The organism is Stenotrophomonas sp. ZAC14D1_NAIMI4_1 (assembly GCF_003086775.1).
Taxonomy (GTDB): Bacteria; Pseudomonadota; Gammaproteobacteria; order Xanthomonadales; family Xanthomonadaceae; genus Stenotrophomonas.
This window is the reverse complement of the sequence record NZ_CP026001.1, coordinates 398,429-418,342: the sequence shown is the minus strand read 5'-3', so window position 1 is coordinate 418,342 and position 19,914 is coordinate 398,429. Positions and strand designations below refer to the sequence as shown.

18 protein-coding genes and 2 rRNA genes are annotated in these 19,914 nt (G+C 67.2%); 5 read left to right on the top strand and 15 right to left on the bottom strand.

Going from position 1 to position 19,914, the window contains the following annotated elements; all coding sequences use genetic code 11:
• Window positions 1-50: 50 nt before the first annotated feature.
• On the top strand, window positions 51-269 hold the full coding sequence (locus tag C1927_RS01890; protein WP_049468560.1) for a twin transmembrane helix small protein: 219 nt from the start codon (window positions 51-53) through the stop codon (window positions 267-269).
• 20 nt (window positions 270-289) lie between these two features.
• On the opposite strand, the gene C1927_RS01885 is transcribed toward C1927_RS01890, so the two are convergent.
• Genes C1927_RS01885 through C1927_RS01860 form a run of 6 tightly spaced genes read right to left on the bottom strand, consistent with a single transcriptional unit; the run spans window position 290 to window position 5,149 of the window.
• Entirely contained in the window at window positions 290-1,165 is an 876-nt protein-coding gene (locus C1927_RS01885; protein WP_079225028.1) for a cytochrome c oxidase subunit 3, read from the bottom strand.
• Between the two features lie 13 nt (window positions 1,166-1,178).
• Window positions 1,179-1,769, bottom strand: a complete 591-nt coding sequence (locus tag C1927_RS01880) for a cytochrome c oxidase assembly protein (protein ID WP_079225026.1) — start codon at window positions 1,767-1,769, stop codon at window positions 1,179-1,181.
• Window positions 1,766-2,026, bottom strand: a complete 261-nt coding sequence (locus C1927_RS01875; protein ID WP_108745776.1) for a hypothetical protein — start codon at window positions 2,024-2,026, stop codon at window positions 1,766-1,768. The genes C1927_RS01880 and C1927_RS01875 overlap by 4 nt, the downstream gene beginning before the upstream one ends.
• Before the next feature lie 8 nt (window positions 2,027-2,034).
• The gene (gene ctaD / locus C1927_RS01870) at window positions 2,035-3,642 is read right to left on the bottom strand and encodes a cytochrome c oxidase subunit I (protein WP_057497455.1); all 1,608 of its coding nucleotides are present in this window, start codon (window positions 3,640-3,642) and stop codon (window positions 2,035-2,037) included.
• A 59-nt stretch (window positions 3,643-3,701) separates the two neighbouring features.
• Entirely contained in the window at window positions 3,702-4,661 is a 960-nt protein-coding gene (gene coxB / locus C1927_RS01865; RefSeq protein ID WP_079225024.1) for a cytochrome c oxidase subunit II, read from the bottom strand.
• A gap of 11 nt (window positions 4,662-4,672) precedes the next feature.
• Window positions 4,673-5,149 carry a DUF2244 domain-containing protein gene (locus C1927_RS01860; RefSeq protein WP_079225023.1) on the bottom strand — a complete coding sequence of 159 codons (477 nt, stop codon included), beginning with the start codon at window positions 5,147-5,149 and terminating at the stop codon, window positions 4,673-4,675.
• Between the two features lie 274 nt (window positions 5,150-5,423).
• On the opposite strand from C1927_RS01860, the gene putA reads away from it, so the two are divergent.
• Window positions 5,424-8,642, top strand: a complete 3,219-nt coding sequence (putA, locus tag C1927_RS01855) for a bifunctional proline dehydrogenase/L-glutamate gamma-semialdehyde dehydrogenase PutA (protein ID WP_079225022.1) — start codon at window positions 5,424-5,426, stop codon at window positions 8,640-8,642.
• A gap of 56 nt (window positions 8,643-8,698) precedes the next feature.
• Here the strand turns inward: putA and C1927_RS01850 are convergent, their stop codons facing one another.
• The 4 genes from C1927_RS01850 to C1927_RS01835 form a co-directional block, all read right to left on the bottom strand.
• The gene (locus tag C1927_RS01850; RefSeq protein ID WP_079225021.1) at window positions 8,699-9,766 is read right to left on the bottom strand and encodes an AAA family ATPase; all 1,068 of its coding nucleotides are present in this window, start codon (window positions 9,764-9,766) and stop codon (window positions 8,699-8,701) included.
• Window positions 9,753-10,352: a nicotinamide riboside transporter PnuC gene (pnuC, locus tag C1927_RS01845; RefSeq protein ID WP_079225491.1), complete on the bottom strand. Its 600-nt coding sequence runs from the start codon at window positions 10,350-10,352 to the stop codon at window positions 9,753-9,755. The genes C1927_RS01850 and pnuC overlap by 14 nt, the downstream gene beginning before the upstream one ends.
• Before the next feature lie 109 nt (window positions 10,353-10,461).
• Window positions 10,462-10,962: a hypothetical protein gene (locus C1927_RS01840; protein WP_202818501.1), complete on the bottom strand. Its 501-nt coding sequence runs from the start codon at window positions 10,960-10,962 to the stop codon at window positions 10,462-10,464.
• Window positions 10,963-11,040: 78 nt separating this feature from the next.
• Complete coding sequence (locus tag C1927_RS01835; protein ID WP_079225020.1) at window positions 11,041-12,468, bottom strand: outer membrane protein transport protein; 1,428 nt, start codon at window positions 12,466-12,468, stop codon at window positions 11,041-11,043.
• Window positions 12,469-12,696: 228 nt separating this feature from the next.
• On the opposite strand from C1927_RS01835, the gene C1927_RS01830 reads away from it, so the two are divergent.
• Complete coding sequence (locus C1927_RS01830; protein ID WP_079225019.1) at window positions 12,697-13,389, top strand: rhomboid family intramembrane serine protease; 693 nt, start codon at window positions 12,697-12,699, stop codon at window positions 13,387-13,389.
• A 35-nt stretch (window positions 13,390-13,424) separates the two neighbouring features.
• On the opposite strand, the gene C1927_RS01825 is transcribed toward C1927_RS01830, so the two are convergent.
• The 3 genes from C1927_RS01825 to C1927_RS01815 all read right to left on the bottom strand — a co-directional run bounded on the left by C1927_RS01825 (window position 13,425) and on the right by C1927_RS01815 (window position 16,758).
• Entirely contained in the window at window positions 13,425-13,844 is a 420-nt protein-coding gene (locus C1927_RS01825; RefSeq protein WP_079225018.1) for a hypothetical protein, read from the bottom strand.
• A 40-nt stretch (window positions 13,845-13,884) separates the two neighbouring features.
• Window positions 13,885-15,345: a S41 family peptidase gene (locus tag C1927_RS01820; protein ID WP_108745775.1), complete on the bottom strand. Its 1,461-nt coding sequence runs from the start codon at window positions 15,343-15,345 to the stop codon at window positions 13,885-13,887.
• A 108-nt stretch (window positions 15,346-15,453) separates the two neighbouring features.
• Window positions 15,454-16,758: a peptidoglycan DD-metalloendopeptidase family protein gene (locus tag C1927_RS01815; RefSeq protein WP_079225016.1), complete on the bottom strand. Its 1,305-nt coding sequence runs from the start codon at window positions 16,756-16,758 to the stop codon at window positions 15,454-15,456.
• A 95-nt stretch (window positions 16,759-16,853) separates the two neighbouring features.
• Here C1927_RS01815 and C1927_RS01810 point away from each other — a divergent pair, with 95 nt between their 5' ends.
• Both C1927_RS01810 and C1927_RS01805 read left to right on the top strand, forming a co-directional pair.
• On the top strand, window positions 16,854-17,516 hold the full coding sequence (locus C1927_RS01810; protein WP_108745774.1) for a hypothetical protein: 663 nt from the start codon (window positions 16,854-16,856) through the stop codon (window positions 17,514-17,516).
• A gap of 84 nt (window positions 17,517-17,600) precedes the next feature.
• Window positions 17,601-19,319 (top strand): M28 family metallopeptidase, encoded by a 1,719-nt coding sequence (locus C1927_RS01805; RefSeq protein ID WP_108745773.1) that lies wholly within the window; start codon window positions 17,601-17,603, stop codon window positions 19,317-19,319.
• A 244-nt stretch (window positions 19,320-19,563) separates the two neighbouring features.
• On the opposite strand, the gene rrf (C1927_RS01800) is transcribed toward C1927_RS01805, so the two are convergent.
• Both rrf (C1927_RS01800) and rrf (C1927_RS01795) read right to left on the bottom strand, forming a co-directional pair.
• Window positions 19,564-19,678, bottom strand: a 5S ribosomal RNA gene (rrf, locus tag C1927_RS01800).
• 144 nt (window positions 19,679-19,822) lie between these two features.
• Window positions 19,823-19,914, bottom strand: a 5S ribosomal RNA gene (gene rrf / locus C1927_RS01795).

The following is a 19,914-nucleotide window of genomic DNA, read 5'->3' as shown; positions in this document are numbered from 1 at the left end:
CCGCGCAAACGCGGTCAGATAGGCGCATCCATCCTGCCCTCGAGCCGCGCATGAGTGATTCGCTGAAGACCCTGCTGGTAATCGCGTTTCTGATCGTCATCGTCTGGAATCTGGGCGCCGGCCTGTATTACCTGCTGGTCGACCGCGGCCAGACCAAGCGCACGGTCAACGCACTGACACGCCGCATCGGGGTGTCGGTGGCCCTGATCGTACTGGTGATCGTGTGCATCTACATGGGCTGGATCAAGCCGCACGGCATCGGCGGCTGAGGCCGCCGTGACCTGCGCGGTCAAAGCACGTAGACGAACATGAAGAGCATCAGCCACACCACGTCGACGAAGTGCCAGTACCACGCGGCGGCTTCGAACGCGAAGTGGTTGTCGCGGGTGAAATGGCCCTTGGCCGAGCGCAGCCACATCACGATCAGCATGATCGTGCCCAGCAGCACGTGCGCGCCGTGGAAGCCGGTCAGCATGAAGAACGTCGAACCGTAGATGCCCGAACCCAGGGTCAGGTTCAGCTCCTTGTAGGCGTGGATGTACTCCTCCGCCTGCAGGGTGAGGAAGCCCAGGCCGAGCAGCACGGTCACGCCCAGCCAGACCAGCAGCTGGCGGCGGTTGCCGGCCTTCAACGCATGGTGGGCGATGGTCAGGGTCACGCCGGAGGTCAGCAGGATCAGCGTGTTGATCAGCGGCAGGCCCCAGGCCGGGATGGTCTGGAACGCACCGCCGATGGCGGCCGGCCCGTTGGTCGGCCAGCCTGCGGAGTAACCCTGCCACAGCAGCTCGTTGGTCATCACCCCGCGGCCTTCGCCGCTGAGCCAGGACAGGCCCAGGTTGCGGGTGTAGAACAGCGCGCCGAAGAAGGCCCCGAAGAACATCACTTCGGAGAAGATGAACCAGACCATGCCCATCCGGAACGAGCCGTCGACCTGGCGGTTGTAGTGGCCGGCCTGCGATTCGCGCACCACGTCGCTGAACCACCAGAACAGGGTCAGCACCAGCATCGCGATGCCGATGTAGAAGGTCCAGCGCCCCCAGCTGGCATCGTTGAGCCAGCTGGCCACGCCGACCATGGTCACCATCATCGCGATGGAGCCCACGAACGGCCACCGGCTCTGGGCCGGGACGAAGTACACGTTGGCGTCGGTCGGTGTCTGGGCCATGTCGGTATCCGGGTCAGGGAGCGGCGTGCGCGCCTTCCGAGGTGGCGGCAGGTGCCAGCCGGTCGGACAGCGCGTCGTTGCGGTAGAAGGTGTAGGACAAGGTGATCGTCCTGATTTCCGGCGGCAGGTCCGGATCGACGATGAAGCGCACCGGCATGTCGCGCTTCTCGCCGGCCTGCAGCGTCTGCGCGGTGAAACAGAAGCATTCGGTCTTGCTGAAGAAGCCCGACGCGCGCGCCGGTGCGACGGAAGGCACCGCGCTGCCGACCACGGCGTTGGCGCTGTCGTTGCGGGCGAAGTACAGCGCTTCGTTGAGTTCGCCCGGCACCACGTCCATGGTCAGCTGCTCGGGATGGAACGACCACGGCAGCCGCGAATTGACGCCGCCATCGAACTCCACGCGCACGGTCCGCTTGCCGGCCGCAGCGCCGGTGCTGGCCTCGCTGCCGGGGCCGCGCTCCAGGCGCACGCCGAAGACCTTCTCGCAGGCGATGCGGTACAGCGGCACCAGCGAGAACGTCAGCAGGAACACCGCCACCGCCACGCCGATCAGGCGCGGCAGCCCGGCACTGCGGGACGGAGCGGTGGCCGGCGCCTCGCTCATCGGCCGATCACCCCGCTGAGGATGAAGCCGACGTAGACCAGCACCGCGATGGCACCGACCCACAGGGCGGTGCGCCTGGCGCGCTGGCGTTGCTGGTAGAGCTGACCGTTGGTCGGCTGCATCTCGCCAGTCGACCAACGGTCGACTCTACCGGTCGGCTGCTCTGCGCTGTTGTAGAGCCGACCGTTGGTCGGCTGCTCTTCGCGAGTCGACTGACAGTCGACCCTACCGATCGGCAGCGGGCTCTCGTTATGCATGCCCCACCTCAATGCGTGATGTCGTCATGCGCCAGATCCCCCGGGCGGATGGTCGGCGGCGTGGTGAAGGTGTGCGCCGGCGCCGGCGACGGCAGCGTCCACTCCAGGCCGCGCGCACCTTCCCAGCTGCGCGCTTCGGCCTTCTCGCCGTTGCGCAGCGAGGACAGCAGGATCGCGGCCATCATGAACGGCGTGGCGAACATGCCGAACGCACCGATCGAGCTGATCAGGTTCCAGTCGGCGAAGGCCACGCTGTAATCGGGGATGCGGCGCGGCATGCCAGCCAGGCCGAGGAAATGCTGCGGGAAGAACAGCAGGTTGACGAACACGATCGACCACCAGAAGTGCACCTTGGCCCACTTCTCGCTGTACATGCGCCCGGTCCACTTCGGCCACCAGTAGTACACCGCGGCGATCAGCGCGAACACCGCGCCGGTCACCAGCACGTAGTGGAAGTGGGCCACCACGAAGTAGGTGTCGTGGTACTGGAAGTCGGCGGCCACGATCGCCAGCATCAGGCCGGAGAAGCCACCGATGGTGAACAGGATGACGAAGGCCACCGACCACAGCATCGGTGCCTCGAACGTCAGCGAGCCACGCCACATGGTGCTGACCCAGTTGAACACCTTCACGCCGGTCGGGATCGAGATCAGCATGGTGGCGAACATGAAGTAGATCTCGCCGCCCAGCGGCATGCCCACGGTGAACATGTGGTGGGCCCAGACGATGAACGACAGGAAGGCGATCGCGGCGGTGGCGTACACCATTGCCTGGTAGCCGAACAGCGGCTTGCGGCTGAAGGTCGGGATGATCTCGCTGACCACGCCGAAGGCGGGCAGGATCATGATGTAGACCTCGGGATGGCCGAAGAACCAGAAGATGTGCTGGTACATCACCGGGTCACCGCCACCGGCGGCGTTGAAGAAGCTGGTACCAAAGAACTTGTCGGTCAGCAGCATGGTCACTGCACCGGCCAGCACCGGCATCACCGCGATCAGCAGGAAGGCGGTGATCAGCCAGGCCCAGCAGAAGATCGGCATCTTCAGCAGGTCGATGCCCGGCGCACGCATGTTGAGCACGGTGGCGATGATGTTGATCGCGCCCATGATCGAGCTGATGCCGGCGACGTGGATGGCGAACACGCTGAAGGCCACGTTGTAGCCGCCCTGCAGCGACAGCGGCGGGTACAGCGTCCAGCCACCGGCCGGCGCGCCACCGGGCAGGAACAGGGTCAGCAGCAGCAGGCTGAAGGCCACCGGCAGCAGCCAGAACGACCAGTTGTTCATGCGCGGCAGGGCCATGTCCGGCGCGCCGATCTGCAGCGGGATCATCCAGTTGGCCAGGCCGACGAAGGCCGGCATCACGCCGCCGAAGATCATCACCAGCGCATGCACGGTGGTCATCTGGTTGAAGAACTCGGGCTTGACGAACTGAAGGCCCGGCTGCGCCAGCTCGGCCCGGATCACCACGCTCATCGCCGCACCGATGATGAACATGATGAAGCTGAAGCCCAGGTACAGCGTGCCGATGTCCTTGTGGTTGGTCGAGAAGAACCAACGCTCGAAGAAACTCTGGTGGTGGTGGTGATCGTCGTGCCCAACTGCCGAGTGCGCCATCGCAAAACACCTCTCAGAATCGGTTGTCGCCACGGCCGCGAACGGCCGCGGGCTTTACATCACGCGCCGCTGGCTGCGGTGGCAGGGGTATCGCCGGCTTCGGCCGCCGCCGGTGCGGCCGGCGCTGCCGGCGCCTCGCCTGCCGGTGCCGCCGGTTCGGCCGGTGCCGCAGGCGTGGCAGGCGCAGCCGGTGCCGGCTTGCGCTGCGCCAGCCACTGCTTGAAGTCTTCCTTGGACACGGCCTCGACCACGATCGGCATGAAGCCATGGTCCTTGCCGCACAGTTCGGCGCACTGCCCGCGGTACACCCCGGGCTGCTCGATGCTGGTCCAGGCCTCGTTGATGAAGCCGGGGATGGCGTCCTGCTTCCAGCCCAGCGCCGGCACCCACCAGGCGTGGATCACGTCGTCGGAGGTGATGACGAAGCGCACCTTGGTGTCCACCGGAAGCACCAGGCGGTTGTCCACGTCCAGCAGGTAATGCGGGTGGCTTTCGCGGGTGGGCACCACGCCACTCTGCCGCACGCGGTCGGACTCGCGGTCCAGGCGGCTGGTGAAGGTGACGTTCTCGCCGAGGTATTCGTACTTCCACATCCACTGGTAGCCGGTGACCTTCACCGTCATCTCGGCATCGCGGGTGTCGTACATCTTGATCAGGTTGGCCGTGGCCGGCCACGCCATCACGATCAGGATGATCACCGGGATCACCGTCCAGATCACCTCGGCCTTGGTGTTGTGGCTGAAGGTGGCGGCCACCGCGCCCTTGGATTTGCGGAACTTGAAGATGGCGTAGGCCATCGCCCCGAACACGATGACGCCGATCACCGTGCAGATGATCAACGACAGGTTGTTCGACTCCCAGGCCAGGCGTGAGGTCTGGGTCACCCCCTTGCCCATGTTCAGCTGCCACGGCTTGGGATCGGCGGCCTGCGCCCATGCCCATGCCGGAACCAGTCCCCCGGCCACCAGGCTGGCGACCGCTGCAACGCACTTCGTGCCCCACCTGCTGCTTTGCTTCATTGCCTAGACCCTTAGCGTCGTCGGTTGCCGCCATCGCTGGCGGCGAGCAAGCCTTCAAGCATTTCAGCGAGCGTCTGGCGTTCGGCCGGCGCGAGGAAACTCCCCACCTCCACCTGCCGTCCGCTGGATGCCAGCCGGACCCTCTCGTCGTCGGTGAGCAGGCGCACCCAATGGGGGTGGGCCCGGAACACCGGCGATCCACCGGGTACGGGGATGACCTCCACGCACGCCGGCACGACCCGGATCTCCTCCTGCCGTTCACCGCTGCGCCACAAGGCGCGCAAGGCGGCTGCCAGCAACAGGCTGTACAGCAGCGCGAACAGGGGGGCGAATGCATTGCCGGCCAACCACCCGAGGGCGGAGACCAGCCACATCGCACCCGACAACACGGCAAACAACAGGATGAACTGCCGGGCATCGAGCGCCCGTGGGGGACGCAGCCGCAGCTGCGTACCTGACCCATCCGGAGCTGGAAGCACCTCGATCATGTCGCAACCGCGTTCCTGCCGCGGGAAACGTCTCGATGGTAGCCCCGCCCTCTCACCGGTAGCAAGGGTCCATTCACACTTTTTCCCATGTTGCAATACAGCATGACCCCGGCGGCGCGAATGACGAATTCAGCACAAATCCTGTCGAGCTTGCTGAACACGCTGAATCCACCACCGCTAGGGGCTATCAGCCCTCTACAAAGGTGTCTGCGGGGCACTTCCGCAGGGCGCAAAAATGATTAAAATCGCCAAGTTTTCCACTGGCCGGATCGGCATGAACGCACCCTCCTCCTCCCCTGCCGCCCACGACGCCCCGCGTCCGGGCGCGCTGCTGTCGCCGGAACTGCCGGCGTCCCCCAACCCGTTCCGCCAGGCCATCACCGATGCCTGGTTGAAGGACGAGGCCAGCCACGTGCGCGAGCTGCTGGCGCAGGCCCGGCTGCCCGCCGAGGAGCAGGCCCGCGTGCAGGCGCTGGCCGCCGACCTGGTCGGCCGGGTGCGCGTGCGCGCCAAGGACCAGGGGGCAATTGAAGCCTTCATGCGCCAGTACGACCTGGGCAGCGAGGAAGGCGTGCTGCTGATGTGCGTGGCCGAGGCGCTGCTGCGCATTCCGGACCAGGACACCGCCGACAAGCTGATCCGCGACAAGCTGGCCGACGCCGACTGGGAAAAGCACCTGGGCGGCAGCGACTCGGTGCTGGTCAACGCCTCCACCTGGGGCCTGATGCTGACCGGCAAGCTGGTGCAGATGAACGACGCCACCCGCGCCGACGCCCCCAGCGCCTTCAAGCGCCTGGTCGGCCGCGTCGGTGAGCCGGTGGTGCGCCTGGCCGTGCGCCAGGCGATGAAGATCATGGGCCACCAGTTCGTCATGGGCCGCACCATCAGCGAAGCGCTATCGCGCTCGCACAAGGGCGACAACGCCAGCTACCGCTACTCGTTCGACATGCTGGGCGAAGGCGCGCTGACCATGAAGGACGCGCTGCGCTACCTGGAAGACTACCGTCGTGCGATCCACGCCATCGGCGGCGATCACAAGGCACGCGGCGGCCGTCCCGACGGCGACGTCAACAACGCCCCGGGCATCTCCATCAAGCTGTCGGCGCTGTACCCGCGCTACGAGCACGCCAAGCGCGAGCGCGTGCTGACCGACCTGGTGCCGGGCGTGCTGGAACTGGCACAGCTGGCCAAGAGCTACGGCATCGGCTGCACCGTCGACGCCGAAGAGTCCGACCGCCTGGAACTGTCGCTGGACATCATCGAACAGGTGTTCGGCGATGCCTCGCTGGCGGGCTGGGATGGCTTCGGCGTGGTCGTGCAGGCCTACCAGAAGCGCACCCCGTACACGATCGACCACCTGGCCGACATGGCGCGCCGCGCTGGTCGCCGCCTGCAGGTGCGCCTGGTCAAGGGCGCCTACTGGGATGCCGAGATCAAGCGCGCGCAGATCGAAGGCTACCCAGGCTACCCGGTGTTCACCCGCAAGCAGAACACCGACGTGTCCTACCTGGCGTGCGCCAAGCGCCTGTTCACCCATGCCGACGCGATCTACCCGATGTTCGCCACGCACAACGCGCACACCATCGCCGCGGTGCGCAGCATCGCCAACGGTGGCGTGTACGAGCACCAGAAGCTGCACGGCATGGGCGACGACCTGTACGCCGAAGTGGTGCCGGCCGACCGCCTGGGCCTGCCCTGCCGCGTGTATGCGCCGGTCGGTTCGCATGAAGACCTGCTGCCGTACCTGGTGCGCCGCCTGCTGGAAAACGGCGCCAACTCCAGCTTCGTCAACCGCATCACCGACGAACGCGTGCCGATCGCCGACCTGATCCGCGATCCGGTCGAGATGGTCGCCTCGTTCGCCTCGATCCCCCACCCGAAGATCCCGCTGCCGGTTGACCTGCTGCGCAGCCAGAACCACGACAGGAAGAACTCCATGGGCGCCAACCTCGCCAACGACAACGAACTGCGCGCCCTGGCCGAGCAGATCAACGCGGCTGTGAAGCCTTGGCAGGCCGCTCCGCTGGTACCGGGTGCCAACCCAACCGGCGCTGCGCTGCCGGTGGCCAACCCGGCCGACACCCGCGAGGTGGTCGGTCAGTGGCTGGCCGCCGATGCCGCCACCGTGCAGAAGGCCCTGGCCAATGCCGTGTCCGCACAGCCGGCCTGGAACCGCACCCCGGCCGCCAGTCGCGCCGCCATCCTCGAGCACGCCGCCGACCAGCTGGAAGCGCGCATGCCGGAATTCATGGCGCTGTGCGTGAAGGAAGCCGGCAAGAGCCTGCCCGACAGCATCGCCGAAGTGCGCGAAGCCGTGGATTTCCTGCGCTACTACGCCAAGCAGGCGCGCGAGCAGTTCAGCCACGCCGAGAAGCTGCCCAGCCCGACCGGTGAATCCAACGAACTGCAGCTGCACGGCCGCGGCGTGTTCGTCTGCATCAGCCCGTGGAACTTCCCGCTGGCGATCTTCCTGGGCCAGGTGGCTGCTGCACTGGCCGCCGGCAACAGCGTCATCGCCAAGCCGGCCGAACAGACCAACCTGATCGGCTACTACGCGGTGAAGCTGCTGCACGACGCCGGCGTGCCGGCCGAGGTGGTGCAGTTCCTGCCGGGCGACGGCGCCACCGTCGGTGCCGCGCTGACCGCCGACCCGCGCGTGGCCGGCGTGGCCTTCACCGGTTCCACCGACACCGCCCGTGCGATCAACCGCGCGATGGCCGCACGTGACGCCGCCATCGGCGTGCTGATCGCCGAGACCGGCGGCCAGAACGCCTTCATCGCCGACTCCTCGGCGCTGCCGGAACAGCTGGTCAAGGACGCGATCGGTTCGGCCTTCACCTCCGCCGGCCAGCGTTGCTCGGCCGCGCGCGTGCTGTTCGTGCAGGACGACATCGCCGACAAGGTGATGACCATGCTGGCTGGTGCGATGAAGGAACTGAAGGTCGGCAACCCCGGCCTGCTGTCCACCGACGTCGGTCCGGTGATCGACGCCGATGCGCTGAAGATCCTGCAGGACCACGCCGAGCGCATGGACCGCGAAGCGCGCCTGATCGCCGCCGCCGAACTGTCGGCTGAAGCGGCCAGCGGCACCTTCTTCGCACCGCGTGCGTATGAACTGAAGGACCTGGGCCAGCTGCAGAAGGAAGTGTTCGGCCCGGTGCTGCACGTCATCCGCTGGAAGGGCGACCAGCTGGATGCAGTGATCGACCAGATCAACGCCACCGGCTACGGCCTGACCCTGGGCGTGCATTCGCGCATCGACGAGACCGTCGATCGCATCAGCAACGGCGTCCATGTCGGCAATGTCTACGTCAACCGCAACCAGATCGGTGCGGTGGTCGGCGTGCAGCCGTTCGGCGGCCAGGGCCTGTCCGGCACCGGCCCGAAGGCTGGCGGCCCGCACTACCTGCTGCGCTTCGCCACTGAAAAGACGGTGACGGTGAACACCACCGCTGCCGGTGGCAACGCCTCGCTGCTGACCCTGGGCGACTGATCGCCTGCGTCATGCAGTAAACGAAAAACCCCGCGAAAGCGGGGTTTTTTGTGCCATCACGCCACCACGCTGAACCGGTGGTCCGCGCGCTCGGCCAACGCGTCCTGCACCCGCGCGATGCGCGTTTCCAGATCGCCTTCCAGCAGCACGTACCCGACACCCCGCGCCTGCAGTTCGCGCACGTACCATGCATGCTGCTGCGCACGGAACGACTCGCCCACCCGCGTGCCATCCTGGTCGAACGCAATGTCCGGCGCACACAGGAACAGCAGGTCGTAGGGCCGCAACGCCGCCTGCAGCAGCGCCTGCGGGGCCGTGCCGAACATCCAGCCGCTGTAGCCCAGGGTCACCAGCGGCGTGGTATCGCAGAACAGCCAGCGCTGCGCCGCCAGCGCGGCCGCCTCCTCACGCCGGGGCTGCTCCTCGGCAATGCGCAGCAGATCCTGCGCCTGCAGCTCACCGCCCTGCGCTTCCCACAGCGTGCGACCGTACTCGGGCACCCACTGCGTACCCATGCGTTCGGCCAGCACGCGCGCCAGCGTGGTCTTGCCGGTGGACTCGCCGCCGATGAACGCCACGCGCTGCACGTAGGCCGCGTACACCTCCGCTGAAAGACTCTGCCGGTGCGTATGCGGATCGGCGCGCAGCACGGTGCCGCTGGCCTGGCCGACATCGAGGCTGCGCTCCAGCCGCTGGTGCTGCACCGGCGCGTTGAAATGCCCGGCCAGCGCAGCCGCGAAGCCATCGCCGTAGTCCTCGCCGGTGAACACCGCCTGCACCGGCCCACCGAACAGGTGCAGGCACAGCCAGGCGGTGAAATCGCGCTGCGCCTGCTCGCTGTCATCGTCCCGTGGCAGCACGCGCGGTGGCAGGCCGTGCAGTTCGCAGAGCGCCGCCAGGCGTGCATCGTCCAGCACCGCAACCGTCGCCTGCGGGAAGCGCGCACGCAGCCAGCGCTCGCGGCGCGCGGCGCTGTAACCGGCAAAGCCGGGCTGCGACCAGCTGATCACCAGCAAGGCCCGGCAGCGGGAGGCCGCAAAGTCGATCAGGCGTTCGTGGCCGCGGTGCAGCGGACAGAACTTGCCCACCACCAGCCCCCGCTCGACGCGCTCAGGCAGCGGCATCGGCCGCCCCGGCCTCGGCACGCATCAGGTTGCGCCAATGGCGCAGCGCCACCAGCGCGTTGATCCAGAAGCCGATGTAGAGGATCGAGGTCAGGTGCAGGCCGCGGCTGTAGTACAGCGGCACGGCGATGGTGTTGACCAGCAGCCACACCCACCACGATTCCAGCTTGCGGCGCATCATCAGGATCTGCGCGATCACGCTCAGCACCAGCACCGCCGAATCGATGTAGGGCGCGTAGGCATGGGTGAGGCGGGTCAGCATCCAGCCGTAGGCAACGGTGGCCACCACCGCCAGCGGCAGCAGCCAGGCCCACGCCCGCGGGCGCACCGGGGTGATCGGCAGGGGCGCGCCGTGGTCGCCGCGCAGCCACTGCCACCAGCCCAGCACGCTGATGGCGATGAAGAAGAACTGCAGCACCATGTCCGCATACAGGTGCGAACGCTCGAACACCGCCGCGAACAGGGCGCAGCCGACGATGCCCATCCACCAGGTGTGCACGTTGTTGCGCCCGGCCAGCAGGATCGAGCCGGCGACGGCAATGTTGGCAGCCAGCTCCAGCTGGAAGTTCGGATCGGTCAGGTTCATGGCGCCATTGTCGTTGATCCGCGCGGCGAACGTGGATGGCACAGGTACCCGTTCCGCGCACGCCATGCGTAAATGCTGCATGTAGATCCACGCCGTGCGTGGATGGGCCTTACACGCGGGCCATGAAGGCTTCCACCGGCCCGCCCTCGCATTTCCAGTCCGCATACACGCCCACCATCCCGCAGTCGGCGCAGCGGCAACCGATATAGAGCCAGCGGACGTCCTGCGTCCCCTCATACAGCGCCACGCCGCAGTGGATCGACAACGCCGCGTTGTCGCACATGCAGACGTGCTCATCCAGATTGGCGTCGGCCAGGTACTCTGCGCTGTCGAACATCAGGTGCGATTCCCCGCACGCCACGCAGTCGCGGCGAGCAACCCCTTCCACCTCGTCGTCAAACAGATGGAACCGGGCCGAACCGCAGCTGCACAGCGCCGCGCGGAACAACGTGGCCGGGTAGCCCGCCGCCCTGCTGTAGTTGCCGATCACCGCGGCGATGTCGCCGTCCTCGTCGCCGTACCAGTACTTGCCCTTGCGCGTGAGCGCCATCGTTGCCTCCAGCAGGAATCCATCCACCGTGATTGTGCCTGTGCGGTAGATCCATGCCATGCGTGGATGGCTCATCCCACAAAAAGAAAGCCCCGCTTGCGCGGGGCTCCCTCGTGCTGCTTCAGGCCGGAGCCTGGATCAGAACTTGTACTGCATCGAAGCGGCCAGCACGTCGCCGGACACCTTGTACTTGCCGGTCACGGTGTTGCCGGTGGCCGAGGTCGAGGTGATGTTCGGGTCCTTGGTGAACAGGTGGGTGTAGCCCACGCTGTACTCCATCTTCTCCGAAGCGGCGTAGGTCAGGCCCAGCGACAGCCACTTGCGGGTGGTGTCCGGCACGCGCACGTCACGGTGGGCGTCGGTGGTCGGGGTCTGGTCATACGCCACACCGCCACGCAGGGTCAGCTGGTCGTTCAGGCGGTACTCGGTACCGATCGACGCGAAGGTGGTGTCGCGGTAGTTGAACGGCAGCACGCTGTCCGGCTGGTTGGAGTCATAGTCGACGGTGACCTTGTCGAACTTGCTCCACGCGGTGCGCGAAACGTCGGCCATGATCTTCCACTGGTCGTTCACGCGGTGGCTGACGCTGACCGTGGCGCTGGCCGGCAGGGTGATGGTGGCGCGACCGTTGCTGTCGATGAAGGTGCCCGGGGCAGCCTGTGCCAGGAACGCGGCGGCAGCCGGGGTCATGGTGAAGTCAGCCTTGCCGTCGGTGATCTTGTGCTCGACTTCCGAGCGGTAGCTGAAGGCGATGTTGGTGCCTTCCACCGGGCTGACGGTCATGCCCAGGGTGTAACCCACGGACACTTCGTCACCCTTGATGCGCAGGTTGCCATCGGCCGAACCCGGCGAGAAGCCGAGCTGGGCGGCCTGGGCGGCAGCCTGGCGGGCAGCGGCAGCGGCCTGGGCCGGGGTGCCACCGGCAGCCAGCACGGCGGCCGAAGCACGCTGCTGGGCGCTGGCGTTGATGGCGGTACCGGCGTCGACGGCGCTGGTCAGGTCGACGTTCAGGCGCTCGGCGAACACGCCGACACCGAACGACAGGTACGGGTTGATGTCATAGGAGAACGCGACGCCCAGGTCGATCGCCTTCAGGTCGGTCTTCACGCCGTTGTAGCGGCCGACCCAGTCGGTGTCGTATTCGGTCTTGAAGCCGAACGGCACGGTCAGCGATGCACCGAAATGCATGTTGTCCTTCTCGCCGAACGGCACGTGGAAGTACGCGGCCGGGACCGGGGCGATCATGCCGGCGTCGCCGCCGTTGCCGCCGGAAATCGGGGCGCCGTTGCCGTACTGGCCTTCGCCGCGGAACTTGGCGCCGAAGCTGATGGCGCTGACGTCACCCTGGAACTGGGTGCCGTCGAGCAGGCGCATCGAGGCCGGGTTGGTGGCGACCACCGAGGCATCGCCTTCGGCGGAGGTGGAGCCGGCGAACGCACGGCCCAGGCCCTTGGCGCTGTTTTCCTTCAGCTGGAAGGCAGCAGCATTGGCATCGGCGGCGGCCAGCGCACCGGCGACGCCGACGGCCAGCAGGGTCAGTCGGGCAATGGTGGAAGCAGTTTGCATCGTGTTCTCTCTCCGGTAAGCGGTGATGGTGCTCTGAGTGCGCCTGCGCCTACCGGACCCGCAGAGGTCCGCCAGAACGCGCCGGATTCCCCTCCCGACATACGACGCCGTATGCGAGTATTACCCAGAGCCGTTAATGAAACAATAACAGCAGCGGCCGTATTTCCGTTGCGAAAACTGAACAGGCGCCACGCCCGCGCATAGTCCCGGCACGCTAGGCTAGCGCCCATGTTCGTGTCTCTCCCGTCCCGCAAGAAGGCCACGCTGCGCTGGGCTACACCCGTGCTGTTTGCGGCACTGTGGCTGGCGTTCCTGTGGTCGATCTCGCGCCCGGGGGACGCCCGCAACAGCCTCTGGCTGGACTGGGGCGCCCTGTCCACCGGCCTGACCCACCCGCTGGACTGGTGGGCGACCCTGCAGGACGGCAGCGTGCTGCGGTTGTTCACCGCCCTGTTCCTGCACGCTGACTGGTCACACCTGCTGGGCAACCTGGTGTTCCTGCTCATCTTCGGCCTGCCCGCCGAACGGGTGCTGGGGCCCTGGCGCCTGATGCTGCTGTTCCTGGTAGGGGGCGCGGTGTCCAACCTGGTGGCGATCTACACCATGGGCAGCCCGGACCAGATCATCATCGGCGCCAGCGGCGCGGTGTCGGCCATGATCGGCGCCTACCTGGCGTTGTTCCCGGCCGCCCGGCTGGGCGTGGTCATCCCGCTGGGCCTGTTCCTGGAGTTCGTGCGCGCCCCGGCCTACCTGCTGATCGGCGTCTGGGCCGCACTGCAGGTGGTGTTCGCCCACATCGGCCCGAGCTTCGGCATGGTGGCCTGGTGGGCGCACATCGGCGGCTTCGTGTTCGGCCTGCTATACGGCGTGTACGTGCGCGCGGCCATCGCCCGCAAGCTGCGCAAGCGCCACGGCTTCTGACCTGCGGGTAGTGCCGGCCGCTGGCCGGCTCCCCCTCAGCGGTTGCGGGCGCGGCTGACCAGCAACGTGTTGTGGTGGGTATCGAACACCAGCGTTGCGCCACCATCCAGCACCACGGCGTATTCGAAGAACGGCAGCTCGCCCAGCAGAGGCAGAAGCTCGCTCGCCTGCAGTGACCACACCGGCCAGGGCGGTGCGCACTCTTCGGAAACGATCAGCTGGATCTCTCCCTGCGCAGGGGCCAGCAGCTCCTCGAGCCGGGCAAGCCCCTGCATGCCATCGTCGTAGCAGGCGTGCACCTGCGTGGCCGGTGCGCCGTCCCACCAGAGAACCCGGTCGGGGGCGATACAGTGCCGATGCGCGAGCGCGTCCAGCCAAGGCCCGGCTACACCGGGCGCCCATGGCTCCCGGCCCAGCCGTCCAGCGATCAGGGTCGCAACGTCAGCGTCATCCATGAGGCGAGCTCCGTGTCGCCGGGCGTGGCCCGGCGCTACCTCAGGGCTTGGCCGGGGTTTCGGCCGGCTTGGCCGCAGGCTTCGGTTCGGGCTTCGGCTCTGCCTTCGCATCGGGCGTCGCCTCAGGCTTCGGCGCCGGCTTTGCCGCCGCGGCCTTCTCCGCCTCGGCCTTGGCCGCCTCCGCCTTCAGGCGCGCAGCCACCGAACCCGGGTTCTTCAGTTCGGCCAGGGCATCGTTGATCGGGGCATCGCCCGGCAGCACCGCGCCGGCGCGGTAGCCCTCGGTGCCTTCATCATCGCCACGCAGATGGCCCGGCAGGGTCGCCTCGCTGTAATCGCTCAGGCTGGCCGGCAGTGCATCTTCCTCCGGCGTCGGCGCCGGCTTCAGCTCCACGTCGGGCACGATGCCGGTGGCCTGGATCGACTTGCCGCTGGGCGTGTAATAGCGCGCGGTGGTCAGCTTGACCGAATCGCCGTTGTCCAGCGGCAGCACGGTCTGCACCGAGCCCTTGCCGAAGGTGCGGCTGCCGACCACGCGCGCGCGCTTGTTGTCGCGCAGCGCACCGGCCAGCACTTCGGATGCGCTGGCCGAACCGGCGTCGGTCAGCACCACCACCGGTGCGCCCTTCAGCAGGTCGCCCGGGGTCGCATCAAAGCGTGCATCGCTGATGCTGATGCGGCCACGGGTGCTGACGATGTTGCCCTTGTCGAGCAGGTCATCGGCCACCTGCACCGCAGCGGTCAGCAGGCCACCGGGATTGCTGCGCAGGTCCAGCACCAGGCCCTTGAGCTGGCCACCGGACTGCTTCTGCAGCTGCTGCACGTGCTTCTGGAAATCAGAACCGGTATCGGCCTGGAAGGTGCTCAGGCGGATGTAGCCGTAGCCCGGTTCGAGCATGCGGCTCTTCACGCTGGTCACGCGGATGGTCTGCCGGGTCAGGCTGACGTCGAACGGCTTGGGCTTGCCGTCGCGCACGATGGTCAGCACCACCTTGCTGCCAGCGGGGCCACGCAGCGGTTCGCTGGCATCGATGGCGCTGATCGGCTTGCCGTCGATGGCGATGATCAGGTCGCCGGCAAGAATGCCGGCCTTGGCCGCCGGCGTGTCGTCGATCGGCGAGATGACCTTCATGCTGGCGTTGTCCGGCTGCTGCTGCAGCTCCACGCCGATGCCTTCGTAGGCGCCGTTGGCCTGTTCGTCGAAGGCCTCGGCGTCTTCCTTGTTGAAGTAGGTGCTGTGCGGATCGAGGTCCAGCAGCAGGCCGCGCACCGCCGACTGCATCAGCTTGTTGTCATCGACCGGATCGACATAGGCGGCGCGGACCGCGTTGTACACCGAGACGAAGCGACGGATGTCTTCCAGCGGCACCTTCGAGGTCACCGCCTCCTCGTTGCTCGCTGCCTGGCCGGAGGTATCGGTGGCGGCCGGCGCAGTCTGCTGCGCCCAGGACAGCGCTGGCATCAGGGCCAGCAAGAGGGTGGCGGTACGGGCTGCGCGCATGGATCACTCCTGTCGACGGTGGCATCGTGCCCAAGGCACATTCCCCGATTATGCGCGAAGCGTAGCTAAATTCCCGTTGAATCCGGCCCTGCCTGCGGTGCCTTCGATTCAGCGCCGCTGCAGCCAGCTGTCCGGGTTGACCGGCTGCCCGCCACGGCGCAGCTCGAAGTACAGCGCGGTGACGCCCTGGCCACCGGAATTGCCGACCTTGGCCACCGCATCGCCACGGCTGACCCGCGCGCCGGCATCCTTCAGCAGGGTGTCGTTGTGTGCGTACAGGCTCATGTAGCCGTTGCCGTGGTCGACGATCAGGATCATGCCGTAGCCGGTCATCCAGTCGGAGAACACGACGGTGCCATCGGCCACGGCGGTGACGGTGCTGCCGGCCGGTGCGCCGATCAGCACGCCGCTGCTGGTGCGCCCGTCGGGCAGCTTGGCGCCATAGCGGGCCAGCAGGTTGCCGGACAGCGGCCAGCCCAGCCCACCCACCTTCGGCGCAGGCGCAGAGGCCACGGCCGGCGGCACCTTGGTTGGCGGCGGCGGGCGGCCTTCGGCCTTGGCCTGGCGTGCCGCCTTCTCGGCAGCGGCCTTCTCGGCGGCCGCCTTGCGCGCGGCGGCGCGGCGTTCGGCCTCGGCTCGGGCCGCCGCTGCCCGCAGGTTGGCCAGCAGCGTTTCCAGTGCCTTGGCATCCTGGCCGAGCGCCTGTTCCTTCTCGCGCCGGTCCTTGAAGCGTTCTTCCAGCGAGGCCACGGTCTGCGCGCGATCGCGGCGATCGGCGGCCAGCGTGGCCGCCTGCTGCTTCTGGTCGCGCTGCGCGCCCTGCAGGGACTGTCTGCGCTCGGCAATCTGGGCCTGCAGCGTCTCCAGTTCCTTCAGGTCGCCGGTGAGGGTGGCGATGCGCTGGGCGCGCTCGCGCTGCAGGTAACGGTGATACGCCAGGGCGCGGTTGGCATCGGCCACCGTGTCCTGCGACAGCAGCAGCTTGAGCGGGGCATGGTTGCCCAGCTGGTAGGCCGCACGCAGCAGCCCGGCCAGTTCGCGGTTCTGCTGGGCCAGGTTGGCCTGCAGGGTCGCGCGGCGCTGCTCGGCCTCGGCCAGGGCCTGGTTCTGCTCGCGCAGCGCGGTTTCGGTCTGTGCCAGCACCCGGCCGCTGCGAGCGACCTTTTCATCCGCATCGCGCAACTGCCGCGAGGCCTGCCCGCGCTGGCCCTCGATCTGCCGGCGCTCCTGCGCAACGCCCTTCAGTTCGGTGCGCAGCTTCTGCAGCTTGCGCTCGGCCTCGCGGGTCGAGGCGGTCTGCGCACTGCCCGGCAGGGGAACCGCCAGCGCCAAGGCCAGCCCCAGCAACAGGCAACGCCCGGCGCGGGCAGCGGCGGTGTGATGTCGGCGTGAGGGGAAGACGTTGTCGCGCAAGGGCTTTCCAGTGACTTCAGGCAGTTGCAGGGGGTGCCCGGGAATGGTGACATCAACGCACGCGGCCTGCCAGCCGCACAACAACGAGGTCCCCCATGAAAACGCTCTCCATTCCGCTGCTGTTGGGCGCGCTGCTGGTCGCCGGCCCACTCGGCGCGCAGGACAACATCAGCAAGGTCAACGGCAGCATCAGCGCCGATCCGGGCCAGCGCTACGGCAAGCTGGACACCGTCAACGGTGGCATCCGCGTCGGTGATGGCGTCGAGACCGGCAGCATCGACACCGTCAACGGCGGCGTCACCGTGGCCGACCGCGCACACACCGGCAGCATCGAGACGGTCAACGGCAGCGTGCGCCTGGGCCGTGAGGTCATCGCCCGCGGCGATGTCAGCACGGTCAACGGCAGCATCTTCAGCGACCACGGCAGCCAGATCGAAGGCGGTGTGGAAACGGTCAACGGTGGCATCGGCCTGGTCAACAGCCGCGTGCGCCAGGACGTGGAGACGGTCAACGGCGACATCACCGTGGGCATCGGCTCGCAGGTCGGTGGTGGCCTGCGCGTGCGCAAGCCGAACTTCAGCGTTTCGCTCACCGCCAGCCGCAAGCCGCGCGTGATCATCGGCCCGAACGCCGTGGTCGAAGGCGCCCTGCTGTTCGAACGCGAGGTGGTGCTGTACGTGCACCGCACTGCGCGCGTCGGGCCGATCACCGGTGCCGAGCCGATCCCGTTCGACACCGATACCGCGCCGGCGGACTGAGTCCCCGGCGCTGCAGTACGGGGAATGTTCCCCTTCACCGGCCGCGCCCGGCGTGGCCATCCCTCGTGTATCCAGGAAACGACGATGCCCCGCAAACTCCTCCTGTGCCTGGCCGCCGCGGCCGCGCTCAGCGCCTGCAAAGGCGAAGACACTTCCACCCCGGCACCGGCCGCCAGCCCCGACGCTGCGGCCGCCCCGGCGGCCCACACCTTCTCGCCCGGCATCAACGCCGCCGACTTCAGCGAGATGGTCAAGACGCTGGCCTCGGACGAGTTCGAAGGCCGCGCCCCGGGCAGCAAGGGCGAAGAGCTGACGGTCAACTACATCCGCGACCAGATGCAGCGCATCGGCCTGCAGCCGGGCAACGGTGACAGCTGGTTCCAGGACGTGCCGATGACCGAGACCACGGCCGACGAATCGACCGTGCTGAAGATCACCCAGGGCGGCAAGACCACCGAGCTGAAGTTCGGTACCGACATAGTGGTGGGCACCCGTACCGGCCAGGCCGAGGTGAAGGTCGATGCCAGCGACCTGGTGTTCGTCGGCTACGGCGTCGATGCGCCGGAACAGAAGTGGAACGATTACGCCGGCCAGGACTGGAAGGGCAAGACGGTCGTCATGTTCGTCAATGACCCGGGCTTCCACGTCGACGACGAGAAGCTGTTCGACGGCAAGCGCATGACCTATTACGGGCGCTGGACCTACAAGTTCGAGGAGGCCGCACGCAAGGGTGCTGCCGCCGCGCTGATCGTGCACGACACTGCCGGCGCGTCCTATGGCTGGGACGTGGTGAAGAACTCCTGGGCCGGCCCGCAGTACGACCTGCCTGCCAAGGATGATCCGGAAACCCGCATCCCGGTGCAGGGCTGGCTGAGCGCGGAGGCTGCCAAGGCGCTGTTCGCCGGTGCCGGCCTGGACCTGGCGCAGGCCTACAAGGACGCCAGCAAGCGCGGCTTCAAGCCGGTGCCGCTGAAGGCCACGGCCGCCGTCGACCTGAAGAGCCAGATCGCGCAGAAGCAGTCGCGCAATGTGGTGGGCGTGCTGCCGGGCAGCAAGCGTGCCGACGAAGCCGTGCTGTACATGGCCCACTGGGACCACCTCGGCAAGCATGAAGGCGAAGAAGGCGACAACATCTACAACGGTGCCGTGGACAACGCCACCGGCGTGGCGGGCATCCTCGAAGTGGCTGAGGCCATGGCCCACCAGGATCCCAAGCCGGAGCGTTCGGTGGTGTTCCTGGCGGTGACCCTGGAAGAGTCCGGCTTGCTGGGTTCCAAGTACTACGTGGCCCACCCGACCTTCCCGCTGGACAAGATCGCCGGTGTGATCAACATCGATGCGATGTCGGTGGCCGGCCGTGCCAAGGACGTGACGGTGACCGGCTTCGGCAGCTCGGAGCTGGAGGACATGCTCAAGCCGCTGGCCGCCGCACAGGACCGCACCCTGCACGGTGAGACCTCGGTGCAGAGTGGCTTCTACTTCCGCTCGGACCACTTCAACTTCGCCAAGGCCGGCGTGCCGGCGCTGTATGCCGACGGTGGCGAGGACCTGCGCGACGGCGGCGTCGAAGCGGGCCGCAAGGCGGCTGCCGATTACGGCAACAACCGTTACCACGGGCCGAAGGATGAGTTCGATGCCAGCACCTGGAAGCTGGATGGCACCGTGGAAGACCTGGAGCTGATGTACGGCGTGGGCAAGGAACTGGCCGGCGGTGATCGCTGGCCGAACTGGTATGAAGGCAATCCCTTCAAGGCCGCCCGCGACGAGATGATGAAGAACAAGGCTCCGGCCGCAGCAAAGTAGAGTCGAGCTTGCTCGACTGACCAGTGTTGAGGTCCAGGCGGCGCCCCACGGGGCGCCGCTTTTTTTTGTCGGTAGTCGCCAACCTTGGTTGGCGCCTTGGTCGCGAGCGGAAAGCATCCACGCATGGCATGGATCTACCGGACGATGCAACGCCATCGGGTTGCCGGCCAGCGGCCGGCACTACCGCATTATCTGCGCGCAAAGAAAAACCCCGCTGCGTCAGCAGCGGGGTTTTGGGTGTAAACCCTGGCGATGACCTACTCTCGCATGGCTTGAGCCACACTACCATCGGCGCAGCTGCGTTTCACTTCCGAGTTCGGGATGGGATCGGGTGGTTCCACAGCGCTAATTTCACCAGGGAGACGGTTGCAGCAGCGCTTGCAGCGCCAGCTCGCGATCTTGCCCTTGGGGCGGAAGGTACCCGGAAAAGCGATGCCTTCACTTAATAAGAAAAAACCCCGCTGCGCAAGCAGCGGGGTTTTTGGGTATAAACCCTGGCGATGACCTACTCTCGCATGGCTTGAGCCACACTACCATCGGCGCAGCTGCGTTTCACTTCCGAGTTCGGGATGGGATCGGGTGGTTCCACAGCGCT